This is a genomic window from Sphingobium sp. B8D3A, assembly GCF_025961995.1.
Taxonomy (GTDB): Bacteria; Pseudomonadota; Alphaproteobacteria; order Sphingomonadales; family Sphingomonadaceae; genus Sphingobium.
Genome location: NZ_JAOQOS010000001.1, coordinates 3,237,014 through 3,255,380, shown reverse-complemented (window position 1 = coordinate 3,255,380; position 18,367 = coordinate 3,237,014). Strand labels below are relative to the sequence as shown.

16 protein-coding genes are annotated in these 18,367 nt (G+C 64.8%); 9 read left to right on the top strand and 7 right to left on the bottom strand.

Annotation, left to right across the window (positions count from 1 at the left end):
* Window positions 1–66: 66 nt before the first annotated feature.
* Entirely contained in the window at window positions 67–1,332 is a 1,266-nt protein-coding gene (locus M2342_RS15070) for a glutamate-5-semialdehyde dehydrogenase (RefSeq protein WP_264579681.1), read from the top strand.
* A 2-nt stretch (window positions 1,333–1,334) separates the two neighbouring features.
* Entirely contained in the window at window positions 1,335–1,898 is a 564-nt protein-coding gene (locus tag M2342_RS15065) for a hypothetical protein (protein ID WP_264579680.1), read from the top strand.
* Window positions 1,899–2,323: 425 nt separating this feature from the next.
* Here the strand turns inward: M2342_RS15065 and M2342_RS15060 are convergent, their stop codons facing one another.
* From M2342_RS15060 to M2342_RS15050, 3 genes are read right to left on the bottom strand one after another with little or no spacing between them, the layout of a single operon-like run.
* Window positions 2,324–2,893: a GNAT family N-acetyltransferase gene (locus M2342_RS15060; RefSeq protein WP_264579679.1), complete on the bottom strand. Its 570-nt coding sequence runs from the start codon at window positions 2,891–2,893 to the stop codon at window positions 2,324–2,326.
* A 5-nt stretch (window positions 2,894–2,898) separates the two neighbouring features.
* Window positions 2,899–3,444: a DUF2721 domain-containing protein gene (locus M2342_RS15055; RefSeq protein WP_181560524.1), complete on the bottom strand. Its 546-nt coding sequence runs from the start codon at window positions 3,442–3,444 to the stop codon at window positions 2,899–2,901.
* A complete protein-coding gene (locus tag M2342_RS15050; RefSeq protein ID WP_264573517.1) occupies window positions 3,444–4,655 on the bottom strand; it encodes an LL-diaminopimelate aminotransferase in 1,212 nt (403 codons plus the stop codon). The genes M2342_RS15055 and M2342_RS15050 overlap by 1 nt, the downstream gene beginning before the upstream one ends.
* A gap of 163 nt (window positions 4,656–4,818) precedes the next feature.
* On the opposite strand from M2342_RS15050, the gene M2342_RS15045 reads away from it, so the two are divergent.
* The 4 genes from M2342_RS15045 to ppc all read left to right on the top strand — a co-directional run bounded on the left by M2342_RS15045 (window position 4,819) and on the right by ppc (window position 10,825).
* Window positions 4,819–6,570 carry a PHA/PHB synthase family protein gene (locus M2342_RS15045; protein ID WP_264579678.1) on the top strand — a complete coding sequence of 584 codons (1,752 nt, stop codon included), beginning with the start codon at window positions 4,819–4,821 and terminating at the stop codon, window positions 6,568–6,570.
* Window positions 6,539–7,573: a phasin family protein gene (locus M2342_RS15040; RefSeq protein ID WP_264579677.1), complete on the top strand. Its 1,035-nt coding sequence runs from the start codon at window positions 6,539–6,541 to the stop codon at window positions 7,571–7,573. The genes M2342_RS15045 and M2342_RS15040 overlap by 32 nt, the downstream gene beginning before the upstream one ends.
* A gap of 136 nt (window positions 7,574–7,709) precedes the next feature.
* Complete coding sequence (gene clpS / locus M2342_RS15035) at window positions 7,710–8,054, top strand: ATP-dependent Clp protease adapter ClpS (protein ID WP_264571201.1); 345 nt, start codon at window positions 7,710–7,712, stop codon at window positions 8,052–8,054.
* 83 nt (window positions 8,055–8,137) lie between these two features.
* Window positions 8,138–10,825, top strand: coding sequence for a phosphoenolpyruvate carboxylase (gene ppc / locus M2342_RS15030; RefSeq protein WP_413715144.1), 2,688 nt, complete (start codon window positions 8,138–8,140; stop codon window positions 10,823–10,825).
* A gap of 227 nt (window positions 10,826–11,052) precedes the next feature.
* Here the strand turns inward: ppc and M2342_RS15025 are convergent, their stop codons facing one another.
* Together M2342_RS15025 and M2342_RS15020 are read right to left on the bottom strand one after the other, a co-directional pair.
* Window positions 11,053–11,604 carry a porin family protein gene (locus M2342_RS15025; protein WP_264579675.1) on the bottom strand — a complete coding sequence of 184 codons (552 nt, stop codon included), beginning with the start codon at window positions 11,602–11,604 and terminating at the stop codon, window positions 11,053–11,055.
* 238 nt (window positions 11,605–11,842) lie between these two features.
* Window positions 11,843–12,298 carry a peptidylprolyl isomerase gene (locus M2342_RS15020; protein ID WP_181560519.1) on the bottom strand — a complete coding sequence of 152 codons (456 nt, stop codon included), beginning with the start codon at window positions 12,296–12,298 and terminating at the stop codon, window positions 11,843–11,845.
* 201 nt (window positions 12,299–12,499) lie between these two features.
* Here M2342_RS15020 and mgtE point away from each other — a divergent pair, with 201 nt between their 5' ends.
* The 3 genes from mgtE to map all read left to right on the top strand — a co-directional run bounded on the left by mgtE (window position 12,500) and on the right by map (window position 14,973).
* Window positions 12,500–13,930 carry a magnesium transporter gene (mgtE, locus tag M2342_RS15015; protein WP_264579674.1) on the top strand — a complete coding sequence of 477 codons (1,431 nt, stop codon included), beginning with the start codon at window positions 12,500–12,502 and terminating at the stop codon, window positions 13,928–13,930.
* Window positions 13,931–14,000: 70 nt separating this feature from the next.
* Window positions 14,001–14,201: a ParD-like family protein gene (locus M2342_RS15010; protein WP_264579673.1), complete on the top strand. Its 201-nt coding sequence runs from the start codon at window positions 14,001–14,003 to the stop codon at window positions 14,199–14,201.
* 1 nt (window position 14,202) lies between these two features.
* Entirely contained in the window at window positions 14,203–14,973 is a 771-nt protein-coding gene (gene map / locus M2342_RS15005) for a type I methionyl aminopeptidase (protein WP_264579672.1), read from the top strand.
* 407 nt (window positions 14,974–15,380) lie between these two features.
* On the opposite strand, the gene M2342_RS15000 is transcribed toward map, so the two are convergent.
* The gene (locus tag M2342_RS15000) at window positions 15,381–16,844 is read right to left on the bottom strand and encodes a succinylglutamate-semialdehyde dehydrogenase (protein WP_264579671.1); all 1,464 of its coding nucleotides are present in this window, start codon (window positions 16,842–16,844) and stop codon (window positions 15,381–15,383) included.
* 67 nt (window positions 16,845–16,911) lie between these two features.
* The gene (locus M2342_RS14995) at window positions 16,912–18,339 is read right to left on the bottom strand and encodes a protein adenylyltransferase SelO family protein (protein WP_264579670.1); all 1,428 of its coding nucleotides are present in this window, start codon (window positions 18,337–18,339) and stop codon (window positions 16,912–16,914) included.
* Between the last annotated feature and the right edge of the window lie 28 nt (window positions 18,340–18,367).

Genomic DNA, 18,367 nt, shown 5'->3' with positions numbered 1-18,367 from the left:
GCCATTTGCGCGACTCTCTCCCCATGCTATGGGGAGTGCCCTCCGCCGGACAGGACGACTCTTACCATGAATGATCTCACGCAGACGCCTGAAATGCTCATTGCCCAGATGGGTGCGCGTGCTCGCCGCGCCGCTGCGGACATGGCGCAGGCGCCGAGCGAGCTGAAGGCGCAGGCGCTGGTTGCCGCGGCGCGCTCGCTGCGGGAGGCGATGCCGAAGATCATCCGAGCCAATCGCACCGATATGGAGCGCGGCGCCGCCAATGGCCTTTCCTCTGCCATGCTGGACCGGCTGCGGCTGGACGAGGCGCGTATCAATGGCATTGCCGACGCGGTCGAACAGGTCGCCAATCTTGCCGATCCGGTGGGGCAGGTCATCGATGAATCCGAGCGGCCCAATGGCCTGCGCCTTAGCCGTGTACGGGTGCCGCTCGGCGTCATCGGCATCATCTATGAGAGCCGCCCCAATGTCACCGCTGATGCGGCTGCACTGGGCCTGCGCTCCGGCAATGCCGTAATCCTGCGCGGCGGATCGGAAGCGGTGGAGAGCAACCGGGCGATCCACGCCGCCATGGTACGCGGCATTACCGAGGCCGGCCTGCCCGCCGATGCCGTGCAATATGTTCCCAGCACCGATCGTGCGCTGGTGGGCGCGATGCTGCGCGCGGTGGGGCTGATCGACATCATCGTGCCGCGCGGCGGCAAGAGCCTCGTCGCGCGCGTGCAGGACGAGGCGCGGGTGCCCGTGCTCGCCCATCTCGATGGCATCTGCCACACCTATGTCCATGCCGCCGCCGACCCCAAAATGGCCCGTGAGATCGTGGTCAACGCCAAGATGCGGCGCACCGGCATCTGCGGCGCCACAGAGACGCTGCTGATCGACAAGAGCTATGCCGAGCCGCAAGCGCTGGTGGCAGCGCTGCTGGATGCGCAATGCGAGGTGCGCGGTGACAAGGCCGTCACCAAGCTCGACCCCCGCATCGAACCGGCGCAGGATGGCGATTGGAACACCGAATATCTCGATTCCATCATCGCTGCGCGCTTCGTGGATGGCGTCGATGAGGCGCTCGATCACATCGCCGTGCATGGCAGCCACCATACCGATGCGATCATCACGCAGGACGCGGCGATTGCCGAGCAGTTCCTTGCCCGCTGCGACAGCGCGATCTGCATGTGGAACGCCTCCACACAATTTGCCGATGGCGGCGAATTCGGTCTCGGTGCGGAGATTGGTATCTCGACGGGGCGGATGCACGCACGCGGGCCGGTGGCGCTGGAAGGGCTGACGACGTACAAATGGGTCGTGCGCGGCACCGGTCAGGTCCGGCCCTGATCATGCGTATCAGCAGAAGCGTCGCGCCGCATATTGCGGCTTCCCTCGTTATTATCGCGCTGGCTGGTTGCCAGGTCGTGCCGGAAACGGGCGGTCGGCAGCCTTCGCCGGCGCCCACGCCTGCGCCAACTGCTCCGGCACCCGCGCCAGTCCCTGCCCCGTCGCAGTCGAACGATGCCTGGGAAGTGGCACCGGTGACGTCCGGTAGCTGGGGTTATGAAAGCCGCAGCGGCGAGAGTGTCGCCAGCTTCGGCGCCTCGCCTGTCGCGCCGCTGGTGGTCCTGCGCTGTCAGAAGAGCAGTCGGCAAGTGTCGATGACGCTGGCGGGGAGCGCCAGTCCCCGCATCACCCTGCGCACCAGCAAGGGCGTGCTCGACTGGAGTGGGGCAAGCCAGCCGATGGGTGGCGCCGGCGCGCTGGTCATTACGCGCCCCGCCAATGATCCCGGGCTGGACTGGATGGCATTTTCGCGCGGTCGCGTGTCCATCGAGCCCGCAGGCGGGCAACGGATCATTCTGCCGGTGGTCTCGGAAATCGGGCGCGTTGTAGAGGACTGCCGGAGCTAGGCCGTTCCGGCTGCGTCGCCCTAAAATCGGCGAGCGCATGATTATGATTCGAAAAAAGATAATTACAAGTCTTGTTCGCAGGCGCGGAATGACTCACATCTAAGCCATCGCAGGGACGCACGGCTTTCAGCCAACCCGGCGAGAGAGTTTCAACGCAAGCGAAAGGAGGTGATCCGATGTCTCATGGTTCAGCAATGGGGTCGGTCAAGTCCGTTCGGGGAGCCTGCCGCTAAGGCATTGGTGGCGGGTCGCGCGAGGGTCTCCTGAGGGAAACCGGACCGCGGCGTAAATCCCCGGGTGGCGGCACTTCCGGCCGCTGACCATGCTGATGGGCCGCTCGGCGCCTCCGATGGGAGGTTCCGGCGGCCCCTCTCATTTGGGCTTGTATATCTGCAGCGATAAGCAGTTGCCGGCCGCGGAGCGGATTATCCCAGCATGATCCGATACCTTGCCGCGCTGCCGCCACCGTCGCCGGCGTCCTTCTCGACATGGTCGACCAGAATCCCGCCACATCGCTCGATGGTCCGGCGCGCCGCGTCGTTGTCGATGTTCGTCGTCAGGTCGACATGGGGGAGGCCGCATCCGCGTGCCTCAGGGAGCAACGCGCCCAGCGCCTGCGCCGCATAGCCGTGCCCGCGCTTCCAAGGCACGACGGAAAAGCCGATATGGCCGGGGCAATAATCCGGCATCGCGGCCGTGCCCTCCTGCCAGCGCAGGCTGATGCTGCCGCAGAACTCGCCATCCCACATCCAGCGGCGATAGCCCGGTAGACGTGGCCGGGGCGTCCCATCCTTCATCAGCACCGGCGGCCCCTTGGCCTTGGGATCATCCAGTGACAGCAGAAAGGCCATGGCGTCGCGGTCGATCCGGTCCAACTCGCGCTGGGTCGCCAGATTGCCCAGCACCGTATCCGGCGACCAGCCCGCTTCCAACGCCGCGCGATAGGCAGGCAGGTAGATGGGCGCCGGCATGACGAGGCGAAGCGGCTCGGGCATCGGGCTTAGTGCGACTGCCTGACCTCGGGCGCGGGAATGGCCGGCTTGCTCGGGCGCGGCCCTTCGCTCAGCTGCTCGCTCTCCACCTTGTGATACAGCACCTCATTGCGGATGTGCGTCACGCGCGAGCCGAGCCGGGTCTCGTAGAGAAAGATCGCGAATGCTGCGGCGATGGAGGTCATCGACCCCACGAACAGCAGCGAAATGACCGTGCCCAGATTCACCTCAATGAGGTTGGAGGCGAACAGCAGAATGACCACCGCGCTGATCGTCAGCGCGGCAAGCACCGAAAGGAAGATCGCCGCATTCACCACTGTGATGCGCCGGTCGAGAATGCGGATCTCGTCGATCAGCCGGTCATGTTCGGCGCCCGTCGTGCGCATCACCTGCGCTTCCACCGCCCGCGCCCGGTCGATGACGCGGGCGAGGCGGCTGGCGCAGACGTTGAGGAAGCCGCCGATGCCTGCGAGCAGGAACACCGGCGCCACCGCCAACTGGATCGTGTGCGCGACGAGGCTGACCTCGGGCGCTTCCAGCACCGGCACAGGCATCAGGCCGCGCCTTTGGTCACCGGTGTATTGACGCCCATGGATTGCAGATATTTCTTCACGTTCCGCGCTGCCTGGCGCAGGCGCTGCTCATTCTCGACCATGGCGATGCGCACGAAGCCCTCGCCATCCTCGCCATAGCCGACGCCCGGCGCGACCGCGACCTTGGCATGGGTGAGGAGCTGCTTGGAAAATTCCAGGCTGCCCATCTCCTTGAGGGCCGGGGGCAGGGGCGCCCAGGCGAACATGGATGCGCGCGGGGACGGAATGTCCCAGCCCGCCCGCGCGAAGCTCTCCACCATCACGTCGCGGCGCTTCTGGTAGAGCTGGCGGTTCTTCTCGACGATATCCTGCGGGCCATTCAGCGCCGCGCAGGCCGCGGCCTGAATGGGCGTGAAGGCGCCATAATCGAGATAGGACTTTACCCGCGTCATCGCCGCGATCAGCTTCTGGTTGCCGACCGCAAAGCCCATGCGCCAGCCGGCCATGGAATAGGTCTTGGACATGGACGTGAACTCGATCGCGATGTCCTTGGCGCCCGGCACCTGCAGGATGGAAGGGGTCGGGTTGCCGTCAAAATACAACTCGGAATAGGCTAGGTCGGAGAGAATCCAGACCTGGTTTTCCTTCGCCCAGGCGACCAGTCGCTCATAGAAAGCGAGGTCCACTGTCTCCGCCGTGGGATTGCCGGGATAATTGACGACGAGGATGCTCGGGCGCGGCACGGTGAAGTGCATCGCCCGCTCCAGCGCGCGGAAATAATTTTCGTCCGGCGTCGTCGGCACCGAGCGGATGGTCGCGCCGGCAATGATGAAGCCGAAGGTGTGGATCGGGTAGCTCGGATTGGGCGCGAGCACGACGTCGCCGGGCGCGGTGATCGCGGTGGCGAGGCTGGCAAGGCCTTCCTTCGAGCCCATCGTCACCACGACTTCGGTCTCCGGGTCCACCTCCACGCCAAAGCGGCGGGCATAATAATTCGCCTGGGCACGGCGCAGGCCGGGAATGCCCTTGGACTGCGAATAGCCGTGGGCATCGGGCTTTTGCGCCACTTCGACCAGCTTCGCGATCACATGATCGGGCGGCGGCAGATCGGGATTGCCCATGCCGAGATCGATAATGTCCTCGCCCGCCGCGCGCGCCGCTGCCCGCATCGCATTCACTTCGGCGATGACATAAGGCGGCAGTCGCTTGATGCGGTAGAATTCGTCGGACATTGGGATGTCGATCTCCATTTGGGTTGAAATGGCCGTGTCACACTGCAAGTGGTAAGGACCGGCCAATGCTGCATATAGCTTGCGCCAGCCAGTCGTGCCACCAAAACAACGGGCGGCGAGTCTGGAAAACAGACCGTCCGGACAATCGAGCGAGGCATCTCCCATGGATCAGGACCTGAAAGACGCGACCGGCCTTGCTCAGCTGCAGCACTGGACGCGGGTGGTGGGGCTCGCCCAGCAAGCCATATTGGAGCGCAGCGCTGAGCTGGCGGAGCAGGCGACGCGCTTTCCCGGGCATGAGGCGCGGCCCAATCTCGAGAAGATCGCGCGCATCCAGTCGCAGGCGGCGGAACGCAGCATGGCGGTGTGGCAGCAGGTGCTGGCGCGAGCAATGGACGGCATCGGCGCAGGACCTGATGGCGATACGAAACCTGCGCCCACCAGTCGTGATCGGCGCTTTGCCGATCCGAGCTGGCACGACAATCCGGTGTTCGACCTCATCCGCCAGATGTACCTGCTGGCCTCCGATTATTTCATGCAACTGGCCGACAGCGTCGATGGTCTCGATGTGCGGGACAAGGAGAAGCTGCGCTTCGTGACCGAGCGGTTTGTCGAGGCGGCCAGCCCTGCGAACTTCCTGTTCACCAACCCCGCCGCGCTCCAGCGGCTGATCGATACCAAGGGCGAGAGCTTGCTGACCGGGCTGGAGCATATGCTCGCCGACCTTGATCGCGGCCAACTCACCCACACGGACGGGTCGGCCTTCGAGCTGGGGCGCAACATCGCCACCACGCCGGGCAAAGTGGTCTACGAGACACCGCTCTACCAGCTCATCCAGTATGAGCCGACCACGCCGCAGGTGATGAAGACCCCGCTGCTGATCTTCCCGCCGTGGATCAACCGCTTCTACATTCTGGACCTCAATCCGGAGAAGAGCTTCGTCAAATGGGCGGTGGATCAGGGGCTGACCGTGTTCATGGTCAGCTGGAAATCCGCCGATGCCAGCATGGCCGATTTTGACCTTGCCGATTACATGCTCAAGGGGCAGGTCGATGCGATCGACGTGGTGCGCGATCTGCTCGACGTGCCGAGCGTTCATACCATCGGCTATTGCGTGGCCGGAACCTTCCTGGCCGCGACGCTCGCATGGCTGGCCGCGCGGGGGCAGGGTGACAAGGTCGCCAGCGCCACTTTCTTCACCACCCAGGTCGATTTCTCCGAGGCCGGCGATCTCGCTCTTTTCGTCGACGACGAGCAACTGGCGCTGATCGATGGCTTCGTGAAGGACGGTTATCTGGATGGGCGCTATCTTGCGGCAACATTCAACCTGCTGCGCGGGCAGGATCTGATCTGGAACTATGTGGTCAACAACTACCTGCTGGGGAAGGATTATCCCCAGTTCGACCTGCTCTACTGGAACGGCGATACCGCCAACCTGCCGGCGAAATGGCACCGGGCCTATCTCACCCAATTATATCGCGATAACCGGCTGGTCGTGCCGGGCGGCCTTGAGGTCGAGGGCATCCATATCGACCTGCGCAAGGTCGAGACGCCCTCTTACATTCAGGCCGGCGTCGAGGATCATATCGCGCCGCCCTGCAGCGTATGGAAGCTGATGGACCAGTTCTCCGGGGCCCGGCGGTTCGTGCTGGCGGGCTCGGGGCACATCGCCGGCGTAGTCAATCCACCCGCGGCAGGCAAATATCAATATTGGACCAGCGCCGCGCCGCAGCCGGACTTTGCCGCTTTCCGAAAAGCCGCGCAGGAAACGAAGGGGAGCTGGTGGCCTGATTGGCGGGCGTGGCTGGCAGAGCTGTCGCCAGAGACGGTCAGTGCCAGCGGCGCGCGGATGCCGGGAGAAGGCAAACTTCCCGCAATCGAGGATGCGCCCGGACGCTACGTCACGCAGCGTTGACCGGCGCTTTTGCGTTGATTCACTGCCTGTGAGACAGTTTTGTTGCACTGCATCATTTTACTTGCAGATTCGATCCGATTCGCTTATGTTGCATCGCAGCAAAGTTCGAGGAGTGAGTCTGTTGGCAACCCCGCGCAAGTCCCGTTCGTCCAAAGCCGGTCCCCGGCCCGCGACGTCCGTTGCACGGAGCCCGGCCAAGAACGACGTTTCCAAGCCTGTGGCCAAGCCCACGGGTGAGAAGGTCGCGGCGGCCGCTCCGATGCCGGTCAAGGCGCCGGTGACGCCGAAGGCTCCGGTCGCGCGCAAGCCTGTCGCCGCGGCGGCTCCTAAAGCCGCACCTGCGACTGCGACAGTTGTGCGCAAGCCCGTCGATGTGCCGGCCGTGAAAACGCCGGTGGAATGGCCCGTCAGCGCTGCCGCCAAGGCTGAAGCCGTTGATGCCAGTCCGGCGCCCCTCTCACCTGTCTCGAACCCAGAATTGGCGGATGCATTCCCCCTTCCCGACACCGGGAAATCCGCCGCAGCGAAAGGCGAACCGACCATGACCGATATGATGGACACCGCGAAAACCTATGCCGAGGAGGCCAAGACCCGTATGCAGAGTGCCTTCACTGAAATGAATGAGAAGACCAAGGCGGCCATGGAGAAGTCCGGCCGGGCTTTCGAAGAGCTGGGCGAACTGACGCGCGGCAATCTCGAAGCGATGGTCGAATCCTCCAAGATCGCTGCCAAGGGCATGGAAACGCTGGGCCAGGACGCCGCCGAATTCGGCCGCAAGTCCTTCGAGAAGTCGAGCGCCACGATGAAGAGCTTTGCCTCGATCAAGTCGCCGGCCGAGTTCTTCCAGCTTCAGAGCGAGCTGCTCAGCCAGACGATGGACAGCTTCGCGTCCGAGGCTGCCAAGAACAGCGAAAAGATGCTCAAGCTGGTGAGCGACATTTCCCAGCCGATCAGCAACCGCGTGTCGGTTGTGACGGAAAAGGTGAAGTCGATCGCAGCCTGATCAGGCCGATCTGATTCAGAAAAGGCGGCTCGCTCCGGCGGGCCGCCTTTGCTTTTTTGGGCAGTCCGTCTCTGTGCCCTTGCAACCAAGGGGGGCGATGCCCTATTTTTGGGCCATGCAAGACAGAAGCGCGATCATGAATCAGCCGCTCATGGCTGGGCGGCCCGATGAGGAAGGGCCGGGCGATCCCGGTCTTGGCGTTGCCACCCGTACCCGCGCGCGCACTCGCAAGCCCACGCCTTACAAGGTGTTGATGCTCAACGATGACTACACGCCGATGGAATTCGTCGTCGATGTGTTGCAGCGCTTCTTCCGCATGGACATCGAGCAGGCGACCCGCGTGATGCTCCACGTCCACCAGCGCGGCGTCGGTGTATGCGGTGTGTTCAGCTATGAAGTGGCCGAAACCAAGGTCAATCAGGTGATGGACTACGCCCGTCAGAACCAGCACCCCCTCCAGTGCACGCTGGAGCATGCCTGACCGACTGACGGGTGGGTGAACTTGCGGCCCGCCCGCCCAATCGGTTCTTGACCCGTTGATCGCTGCAATGCAGCATGGTGTGCATGTCACCCATGCGCCCCGCCATCACCCAAAATCCTGACATTCGCTATCTCGGGCGCCTGCTCGGGGATGTCATTCGCGTCTATGGCGGCGAGCGCCTGTTCAAACAGACTGAATATATCCGGTCTGCCTCCGTCGACCGGGCGCGCGGCGTCGCCCCTGCCGAGGGCGTGGACAGCGGTCTGGATGCGCTAACGCTGGACGATACGCTCGCCTTCGTGCGCGGCTTCATGCTGTTCTCCATGCTCGCCAATCTCGCCGAGGACCGCCAGGGCGTCGCCGCCGAACCGGGCGCGGACGTTGCCAGTGCGACCGCCAAGCTGAGCGAGCATGGCGTCAGCCCCTCCGATATCGTCAAGCTGCTGGAAACGGCGCTGGTGGTGCCGGTGCTGACCGCGCACCCGACGGAAGTGCGCCGCAAGTCGATGATCGACCATCGCAACGTGATCTCCGATCTCATGGCCCTGCGCGATACCGGCGCGAGCGAGACCGATCATGGCGAGCCGATTGACGAGGCGATCAGCCGCCAGATCGCGCTGCTTTGGCAGACGCGCCCGCTGCGCCGTGAGCGGCTGTTCGTGCGCGACGAGATCGACAATGCGCTCTCCTATTTTCGCGACATCTTCATGCCGGTGCTGCCGAGCCTTTACGCCCGCTGGGACCGGGTGCTGGGGCAGCGCGTCCCCAATTTCCTGCGGCTCGGCACTTGGATCGGTGGGGACCGGGACGGCAATCCCTTCGTCCAGGCCGAGCAGTTGCGCACCGCGCTGGGCCGGGCGAGCGGATCGACCCTGCGCTTCTACATGGATGCGCTGCACGAGCTGGGCGCGCAGCTCTCCATCTCCAGCGAGCTTGCGGCCATTCCCGCAGGCGTGCGCGATCTGGCGGCCGCCAGCGGTGACGAGGCCGCCAGCCGGCGCGACGAGCCCTATCGCCGCGCTGTGGCCGGCATCTATGCGCGCGTCGCCGCGACCTATGAGCAGCTCATCGGCACCCCGCCGCCGCGGCCCTCACGCCTTTCGGGCGAGCCCTATGCCGATGCGGGCGAACTGCGCGCCGATCTCGCGACGCTTGGGCGCGGCCTCGCCGTGGAAGGCAATGGCGCGCTCGGCAGCGGCGGCGGTCTCGCCCGCCTGATCCGCGCGGTCGAGCTGTTCGGCTTCCACCTCGCCACGCTGGACATGCGCCAGAACAGCGCGGTGCATGAGCGCGTCGTCGCGGAATTGCTCAAGGTCGCCGGCGTCGAACCGGATTATCTCGCGCTCGATGAAGAGGCGCGCGTCGCCTTGCTGCGCCGCGAACTGGCCACCAACCGCCCGCTGGGCTCCCGCTTTGCGGACTGGAGCGAGGAAACCGCCACCGAACTCGGCATTGTGGAGGCGGCCGCAGAGGCGCATCGCCGCTATGGCGCGGCCTGCATTCGCCATTACCTCATCTCCAAGGCGGAGAGCGTCTCGGACATGCTGGAGGTGAACATCCTCCTCAAGGAAGCCGGCCTGTGGCGCGCGGCGCAGGGCGAGGGCGCGCCGCACGCGCCGATCATGGCTGTGCCCTTGTTCGAGACGATCGCGGACCTCGAAAAGGCGCCTGCCATCATGCGCGATTATTTCGGCCTGCCGGAGATCGGCGCGCTGGTCCGGGCGCGGGGCCATCAGGAAGTGATGATCGGCTATTCCGATTCCAACAAGGATGGCGGCTATCTCACCTCGACGTGGGGCCTGTACGAAGCCAGCCTTGCGCTCACACCGGTGTTCGAGGAAGCCGGCGTTGCGATGCAGCTCTTCCATGGGCGCGGCGGTGCAGTCGGGCGCGGCGGCGGCTCGTCCTTCGCGGCCATTCAGGCGCAGCCGCCCGGCACCGTGCAGGGACGCATTCGCATCACCGAACAGGGCGAGGTCATCGCCGCCAAATATGGCACGCTGGAGAGCGCGCGGACCAATCTTGAGGCCGTCACCAGCGCGGCCTTGCTGGCCAGTCTGGAGCCCGAGCGGCTCTCCTCGGCGGACAACGAGCGATTCACTCAGGCGATGACGCGCATTTCAGGTCTCGCGTTTGAAGCCTATCGCGGGCTGGTGTACGAGACCAAGGGCTTCCGTGAGTTCTTCCGCGAGCTGACTCCCATTCAGGAGATCAGCGGCCTCAAGATCGGCTCGCGCCCGGCCAGCCGCACCAAGAGCAATCGCATCGAGGATCTGCGCGCGATCCCATGGGTCTTCTCCTGGGCACAGGCGCGGGTGATGCTGCCCGGCTGGTATGGCGTCGGGCAGGCGCTGCGCGATTTCGGGGATGACGCCCTGCTCAAGGACATGGCGCAGGCCTGGCCCTTCTTCCGCGCGAGCATGGCGAATATGGAAATGGTGCTCGCCAAGTCGGATCTGGAGATCGCCGCCAAATATCTGCCGCTGGTCTCGGACCGCGCGGTGGGCGATCCGATCTTCGAGCGCGTCCGCGAGGGCTGGCATCTGGCGCATGATCAGCTGCTCGCTGCCACCGGGCAGACCCATTTGCTGGCGGACAGCCCGGCGCTCGACGCCTCCATCCGCTTGCGGCTGCCCTATATCGAGCCGCTCAATCTGCTGCAGGTGGAACTGCTCAAGCGCCACCGCGCCGGGGAGACCGATCCTCGTATACGGGAGGGCATTGAACTCTCGATCAACGCCATTGCCACGGCTCTGCGCAACAGCGGCTAAGGAACGGCTGGCGGGCAGGCGTTGCCGCCCCCTCTCACTCATCCGTTCGCCCTGAGCTTGTGGAAGGGCTGCTTTCCTCTTCCTCGGCCAGAGAGGAAAAGGACGGCCCTTCCACAAGCTCAGGGAGAACGGGAGGGTAAGCCATTAAAAAAACGGCCGGGAGGAAACTCCCGGCCGCTTCTTTTCATGCGACCCGCTCCTAGCCAGCGGGGCGCATCGATCCGTCATCAGAACTTGGCAACAACACCGACCATCGGGCGGAAGCTGTTGAAGTTACCGCGCGTGTCGACCTGCGCACGCAGGCGGATGTTGCTGGTCTCGGCCGTGCTGCCCATGTCGGCCAGCGAAAGCTCGACGCCACCGCCATAAGTCACGCCGTGATAGTGGCGATCGGTGTCGGCCAGCGGCACGGTCTTGTCATTGAACTGGGTCCACTGATAACCGACCTTGGCAAAGAACATGCTGTCCTTACCGGCCTTGAGGCCCAGACGGCCTGCGGCGCCATATTCCCAGTCGATGTCCTTGTCGAAGCCCTTGGCGACGCTACCTTCGGCACCGACCACGACGGGGCCGAGGTCGTAGTTCAGACCGGCCACGCCTTCAGCGACCCAGCCGCGATAGCCGCTCGGCGGTCCACCTGCAGGCTGCTGGTTGTCGAAGTCATGCAGGCCGCCCATCACGCCGACATAGGGCTGCAGGCCCTTCGCGTCCTGTGCCAGAGCCGGGGCCGAGAGACCCGCTGCGAGAGCAACGGCGAGGGTGAGGGGAAAAGCTTTCATAACACTGAACCTTCTATTAACAGAACAGGACTGTTTAGGTCCTCGTTTCGCGACCGACCTGCGTCGATCACTGTCCCTAAAATGGCTCAGCCAGATGAACCGTTCCCGAATGAATTGTGGAGCAATTGTGGAAAGGCCCCGCTGTTGCACATGTGCTACACAACGGGGCCATTCACTTGGCGTTCAGTTTTACTTGAAGACTTCGCGATAGTATTACAATCGCGCAGGCAATCTTGCCTTAGGCTTCACTCACCGTAGCCTTCACGATCTTGCCCGGCTTTGCCGGCGGCTCGCCCTTGGGCAGCGCGTCGACATGCTCCATGCCTTCGGTCACAACGCCCCAGACGGTATATTGACGATCGAGGAACGTCGCATCGTCGAAGCAGATGAAGAACTGGCTGTTGGCGCTGTTCGGGTTGGAGCTGCGTGCCATAGAGCACACGCCGCGCACATGCGGCTCGCTGTTGAACTCGGCCGGCAGATCGGGAAGCTTCGAGCCGCCCATGCCGGTGCCGGTCGGGTCGCCGCCCTGCGCCATGAAGCCGGGGATCACGCGGTGGAACACCACGCCATCATAAAAGCCGTCCTTGGCAAGCGCGCTGATGCGCTCGACATGCTTGGGGGCCAGATCGGGGCGCAGCTGGATCACGACGTCGCCGGTGTCGAGCGTCAGGGTAAGGGTCTGGTCGGCCATGGGGGCAGTCTCCTTGTCTCTACCGGCCTCGGGTCGCAAAGCGGAGCGGAAGCGGGCGGGGGAATGGAGCGGCCTCTATAGTGACTGCTTTCGTCAAGGGAAGGCTGCATGACGTTGCATTTGCCCCGGGCATGGGCAAAAGGAGCGATTATCGAGAGCAGGCGTGGCCAGTGGCGGCCGCAGCCGGAAGGGAGGCGCCGCATGAGCGAGACCGAGGCCGCATCGCAGCCCGGCGCGATCCCTCCCGAGGAGGAAGACGCGCTCGTCGATACCAATCTGGACGAGGACGATCGTCTTCGGCCGGAGTTCGTCTCTGCCGTTTTGTCCGCAGTCGAGGAGGGCAAGGACGATGCCGCGCAGGCGCTGGTCGAGACGCTGCACCCCGCCGACATCGCCGACCTTCTCGAGCTGACGCCCGAGGATCGGCGGGCCGGGCTGGTTCATGCGCTGGGCTCGCTGGTCGGCGCGGAAGTGCTGTCCGAGCTGAACGATTATGTGCGCGATACCGTCGTCGAGGCGCTGGAGCTTGAGCAGCTCGCGGAACTGGCCGGCGAATTGGATACCGACGATGCCGTCGCCATCATCGAGGATCTCAACGAGGAGGACCAGCAGACCGTCCTCGATGCGATGGAGCCGGAAGACCGCGCCGCCATCGAGAGCGCGTTGGGCTATCCCGAGGAATCCGCAGGCCGACTCATGCAGCGCGATCTGGTCGCGGTGCCCGAGCATTGGACCGTCGGCCAGACCATCGACTTTTTGCGCGATACCCGCGACCTGACATCGGATTTCTGGGAAATTTTCGTTGTCGACGCGGCTCATCGGCCGATCGGCTCCTGCCAGCTCTCCTGGGTGCTGCGCTGCCCGCGCGAAATCGCCATGAGCGATGTGATGAAGCGCGAGCAGACGCTGATCCCAGTCGACATGGATCAGGAAGAGGTCGCGCTGCGCTTCCAGAAATATGCGCTGATCTCGGCAGCGGTGGTCGATCCGGGCGGGCGTCTCGTCGGCATGATCACCGTGGACGACGTGGTCCACATCATTCAGGAAGAAGCTGGCGAGGACATTCTCCGCCTGTCCGGTGCGGGTGAAGGCGACATCAACGAGCCGGTGCGGGAGAGTTACAAGGCGCGCGTGCGCTGGCTGCTCGCCAATCTCATCACCGCGTTGTTCGCCACCGCGATCATCGCTGCCTTTGAGGATGCAATCGCGAAGATGGTCGTGCTGGCCGTACTGATGCCCATCGTCGCCAGCGTGGGTGGCAATGCCGGCAGCCAGACCATGGCGGTCACCGTCCGCGCCCTTGCCACCAACCAGATCACCGCCTCCAACACCTGGCGCATGATCATGCGCGAATTGCGCGTGGCGGTGCTTAACGGGGCGACGGTCGCGGTGGTGCTCGGCATTGGCGTTGGCCTGTTCTTTCAGGACCCCTTGCTGGGCGGGGTGATCGGCTCCGCGATGGTGCTGAATATCGTCACGGCCGGCTTTGCCGGAGTCGCGGTGCCTATCCTGTTCGAGCGGTTCAACGTCGATCCTGCGGTTGCCTCCTCGATTTTCGTGACGACGGTCACCGATTCGATGGGCTTCCTCTCCTTCCTGGGCCTAGCCACGCTGGCAGGCCTCACCGGCTAAGCCGCGCTATTTGACGATTGAAGATATGAACCATATATGATTCGCATATCATCTATATGCGGAGCGGTTCATGGGTTTGGTCAAGATCGAGGATGGGTTGCATGAGGAAGCGCGCCGCACCAGCGCCGTCATGTGCCGCTCCATCAATGCTCAGGCCGAGTTCTGGATGAAGATCGGGATGCTGGCCGAGGCCCATCCCACCTTGTCGTTCAACGAGATCGTGAAGATCGAAAAGGACCGGCAGGACCTCGCCACCGCCCAGGCCGCCTGAGATGGTCAAGACGCCAGACGAACTCGCCCTCATGCGCATCTCCGGCCGGTTGCTCGCATCGGTCTTCGAGATGCTGGACGGGGAGGATCTCGTCGGCCGCTCCACCATGGCGGTCAACGATATGGTCGAGCGCTTCATCGTCGATGATCTGGCGGCGCGTCCGGCGAGCAAGGGGCAATATGGTTTTGCCTATGTGCTCAATTGTTCGATCAACGAGGTCGTCTGCCATGGCGTGCCGGATGCCGACCGGATCATTGCGGATGGCGACATCATCAATCTCGATATCACGCTGGAGAAGAACGGCTTCATTGCCGACAGCAGCAAGACCTATCTCGTCGGCACGGTCTCACCCGCGGCGCGCCGGCTCGTGCGTGTTGCCCAGCAAGCGATGTGGCAGGGCATCCGCCAGGTGCGCCCCGGCGCGCGCCTCGGCGACATCGGCTTTGCCATCGAGCGCCACGCCAAGAAGCATGGCTACTCGGTCGTGCGGGAATATTGCGGCCATGGCATCGGACGCGAGATGCACGAGGACCCGCAGGTGATGAACTTCGGCCGTCCGGGCACTGGCCTCACACTGCGCGAGGGCATGGTGTTCACCATCGAACCGATGGTCAACCAGGGCACGCGCGGCGTGATGACCAAGGGCGACGGCTGGACGGTGGTGACGAAGGACCGCAAGCTTTCCGCGCAGTTCGAGCACACTGTGGCGGTGACGGCGACCGACGTCGAGGTGTTGACGTTGCGGCGGGACGAGCAGCCGCTGGCGGCGTGAGGGAGCTTTGGGCTGCGTGGCTGGTGCATATGCCGGCTACTCGCAGCGATTATGGAGGCTGCTCGGCCAGAGACAGCGACATTGCAGACGGTATTTCCGTTCGTCCTGAGTAGCTGCTGAGCCTGTCGAAGCGGCGTATCGAAGGACTTGCCCTCGGGCTGCAGTGCTTCGATACGGCTCTTCGATATGCGCCTGCGGCGCTACTCAGACCCTACTCAGCACGAACGGTGAGGGTTGGGGGGGGGGAGGGTTTGCCGTACCATGCTTGCCATGCACACGCTGTATCTGAGTGGTTGAGAAGGATGTCCGGGCGTTCAAATTTGGCGGAGACGTCTCCCGTCCTCTTCAGAGGGGGGCAAAGGCTGCTTTCCGCAACCATGCAGGCCAATTATCAGAGAGCCTTCACTTCACCGATCCGCCACAATCGCGCGCAGCCCCACGCCGATTGTCGCGCGGGGCTGGGGCATTTCGGATGAGGCGACGGGGTAGGCGCAATGGTCGGCCATATAGTGGCCGCCGGGGCGGTGATTGCCCGACAGGCCGGTACCGCCGACCGGTGCATTGGCCGCGAGCGCGTAAGTGGGGCGGTTCCAGTTGACGATGCCGGCGCGGCTGTTGGCCCAGAAGCGATCATAATGTTCCGGGCCGCCGCCGATCAGCGTCGCGGACAGGCCGTGGCGGGTGCTGTTGGCTTCGATGATCGCCTCGTCGAAGCTGGTGACGCATATGACCTGCAGGATCGGGCCGAACAGTTCCACGTCGCTGCGCGGTGTCATGGCCGTCACGTCGATGATACCGGGCGTGACGAAGGGCAGGCCTTCGACCGGGCGCTGCATGTGCCGGATCGGGCGGCCGCCATGGCTCATCAGATACAGGAAGCTCTCGGTGAGGCCGTCGGCAGCGTCCATGTCGATTACCGGCCCCATGAAGGGGGGCGGATCGGCGGTCGGCGGGCCGACGATCAGGCGATCCGTCAGGGCCTTCACCGCGCCCAGCAGCGGCTCGGCGAGGGTATCACGCACGATGAGGCGGCGGGCGGACAGGCAATGCTGCCCGCTCATGTCGAAGGCGGACTGGACGATGAGCGCGGCGGCGCTGGCGATGTCCGGTGTGTCCCAGGCAATGATCGGATTGTTGCCGCTCATTTCCAGGGCCAGCATCTTGCCGGGTTGGTCGGCGCAGGCGCGGTTGATGGCGCGGCCAGTGCGGGTCGATCCGGTGAAGAGCACGCCATGAACATCCGGCGCGGCCGCCAGCGCCTCGCCGACCGCCGGGCCGCCGATCACGCATTGCACCTGATCGTGCGGCACGCCGGCCTCGTGCATCAGGCGCACCAGCATCTCGCCCGTGGCGGGCACCTTCTCCGAGGGCTTGAACAGCACGCCATTGCCCGCCAGCAGCGCCGGAACCATGTGATCGACCGGGATGCGCGCGGGCAGGCAATGCGGGGTGATGATGGCGAGCACGCCATGCGGCTTGTGGCGCAGCGCGGTGCGGGCGCCCATCGCGCCTTCGCTCTGCCGCTGGCCCGTGCGTTCGGAATAAGCCTGCACGGCCTTCTCGACGCGCTCGAACAGGCTAATCACCTCTTGCCGCGTAGACCAGAGCGGTCGCCCGGTTTCGCGCGAGATCAGGGTCGCGAAAGCCTCCTCGCTGGCGCGCACGCCGTTGGCGAAGCGGCGCATGGTCTCGATGCGGACAGCGGAGGAGAGGCCTGCCCATGCGGTCCAGTGGTGCGCCACCAGCGCGATCTGCGCGGCGGGGTCGGTCTCCTCTCCCTGCCAGACGGCCTCGCCCGTCGCCGGATCGAGCGATTCGAGGACGGAAGGCTCGTGCGGAGCCTCGGTGGCATGAAGCGGGGCGTGCAACATGCAGCGGCTATGCGGCGCAATTAGTTTCCAGCGGATTTACGACGCGCGCTGCGGGGCGCGCACCGGCTTATGCGCTGCGCGAGGCGAGCGGCTGGCCCGGCACCGGGCCGTGCGCCGCCCCCATGGCGCGGATCGCCTCGATCTTGGCGTAAAGCGGAGCCCAATCATCGCGCTCGGCGATGGGCGTCCAGAGCGCCTCGACTTCCTCGATGTGCATCGAGCAGGGCGCATCGCCGTGCCAATACGGGTGGTCACCGGCGCCGGGCCGTAAGGTGAGGGGCTCGCGCGCTGTCCGGACCTTGTCCCACGCAGCGCCCGAATAACGCGATCCGGCATGGTCGCCACGCCGCCAGTCGAAGAAGAAGCGGTCGATGAGTACATCGCTGCCGCGCAGCGCCTCGACAGCGGCGATTACGAAGGCGCGGCCGGCCTCCGCGTCCGGCACGTCGAGGCCCAGCCGCCAGAGGAACTGCTCGATCAGGCGGCTTTCATACATGGCCGGGAAGCGCCGAAGTATCTCGACTAGCGCCTCCGTCTCCGCATGCTCCACCAGCGATTGCGCCAGTTGCGCGACATCCCAGTGGATCGCCTCGGCCTGACGGGCGAAGGCGTAGAGGCCGGTCTGGTCGAAATAGGCGGCGGTAAAGCCCGGCTCCCAGCGCGGGGTGAAGCGCCACGGCCCGTAGTCGAAGCTCTCGCCGGTGACCGCGATGTTATCACTGTTGAGCACGCCATGGACGAAACCGGCGACCATGTAGCTTGCCGCGAGATCGGCCGTGCGCGCGACGACCGCCTCCAGCAGCGTGAGCGCGGGCACGTCGCCGGGCTCCACCGCCAGAAGATGGCGCAGGCAATAGTCGATCAGCCGTGCGCTCTCCTCGCGCTCGCCGAGATAGGCGAGCCGTTGGAAGCTACCGATCCGGATATGGCCGTGGCTGAGCCGCACCATCACCGCCGAGCGGGTGGGCGAAGGCTCGTCGCCGCGCACCAGCGGTTCGCCGGTTTCGATGATCGAGAAGGTGCGTGAGGTGGTGACGCCGAGCGCCTCCAACATTTCGGTCGCGAGGATTTCGCGCACGCCACCCTTGAGGGTCAGGCGGCCGTCCGCCGTGCGGCTCCAGGGCGTGCGGCCGGAGCCCTTGGTGCCGAGATCCAGCAGCCGGCCGCCGGCGGGCGCAGCCTCGCGCATCTGGGCGAACAGAAAGCCGCGCCCATCGCCAAGATCGGGATTGTAGGTGCGGAATTGGTGGCCGTGATAGCGCAGCGCCAGTGGCTCCGGCTGCGCGCCGGGCAGAGGCGTGAAGCGGCCGAAATGGCTGATCCATTGCGCATCGTCGAGCGCCGCCAGCCCCACCGTGCTGGCCGCGCGATCATTGCGGAAGCGCAGGATCGTCTGCGGGAAATCCGCCGGCTGCACGGGGTCTGCCAGAAAGTCCGCAATTGAAGCTATTGCGCGTTCCGGATGAAATATGTCTGTCTTAAGCGCTGCGTCCATGCTCTGATATGGGGGGCGCCCCGGGAAA

What these genes read in the sequence shown, in the direction of transcription:
- M2342_RS15070 (WP_264579681.1), top strand. Translation starts at nt 67, where the DNA reads ATGAATGATCTCACGCAGACGCCTGAAATGCTCATTGCCCAGATGGGT.
- M2342_RS15065 (WP_264579680.1), top strand. Translation starts at nt 1,335, where the DNA reads ATGCGTATCAGCAGAAGCGTCGCGCCGCATATTGCGGCTTCCCTCGTT.
- M2342_RS15060 (WP_264579679.1), bottom strand. Translation starts at nt 2,893, where the DNA reads ATGCCCGAGCCGCTTCGCCTCGTCATGCCGGCGCCCATCTACCTGCCT.
- M2342_RS15055 (WP_181560524.1), bottom strand. Translation starts at nt 3,444, where the DNA reads ATGCCTGTGCCGGTGCTGGAAGCGCCCGAGGTCAGCCTCGTCGCGCAC.
- M2342_RS15050 (WP_264573517.1), bottom strand. Translation starts at nt 4,655, where the DNA reads ATGTCCGACGAATTCTACCGCATCAAGCGACTGCCGCCTTATGTCATC.
- M2342_RS15045 (WP_264579678.1), top strand. Translation starts at nt 4,819, where the DNA reads ATGGATCAGGACCTGAAAGACGCGACCGGCCTTGCTCAGCTGCAGCAC.
- M2342_RS15040 (WP_264579677.1), top strand. Translation starts at nt 6,539, where the DNA reads ATGCGCCCGGACGCTACGTCACGCAGCGTTGACCGGCGCTTTTGCGTT.
- clpS (WP_264571201.1), top strand. Translation starts at nt 7,710, where the DNA reads ATGAATCAGCCGCTCATGGCTGGGCGGCCCGATGAGGAAGGGCCGGGC.
- ppc (WP_413715144.1), top strand. Translation starts at nt 8,138, where the DNA reads ATGTCACCCATGCGCCCCGCCATCACCCAAAATCCTGACATTCGCTAT.
- M2342_RS15025 (WP_264579675.1), bottom strand. Translation starts at nt 11,604, where the DNA reads ATGAAAGCTTTTCCCCTCACCCTCGCCGTTGCTCTCGCAGCGGGTCTC.
- M2342_RS15020 (WP_181560519.1), bottom strand. Translation starts at nt 12,298, where the DNA reads ATGGCCGACCAGACCCTTACCCTGACGCTCGACACCGGCGACGTCGTG.
- mgtE (WP_264579674.1), top strand. Translation starts at nt 12,500, where the DNA reads ATGAGCGAGACCGAGGCCGCATCGCAGCCCGGCGCGATCCCTCCCGAG.
- M2342_RS15010 (WP_264579673.1), top strand. Translation starts at nt 14,001, where the DNA reads ATGGGTTTGGTCAAGATCGAGGATGGGTTGCATGAGGAAGCGCGCCGC.
- map (WP_264579672.1), top strand. Translation starts at nt 14,203, where the DNA reads ATGGTCAAGACGCCAGACGAACTCGCCCTCATGCGCATCTCCGGCCGG.
- M2342_RS15000 (WP_264579671.1), bottom strand. Translation starts at nt 16,844, where the DNA reads ATGTTGCACGCCCCGCTTCATGCCACCGAGGCTCCGCACGAGCCTTCC.
- M2342_RS14995 (WP_264579670.1), bottom strand. Translation starts at nt 18,339, where the DNA reads ATGGACGCAGCGCTTAAGACAGACATATTTCATCCGGAACGCGCAATA.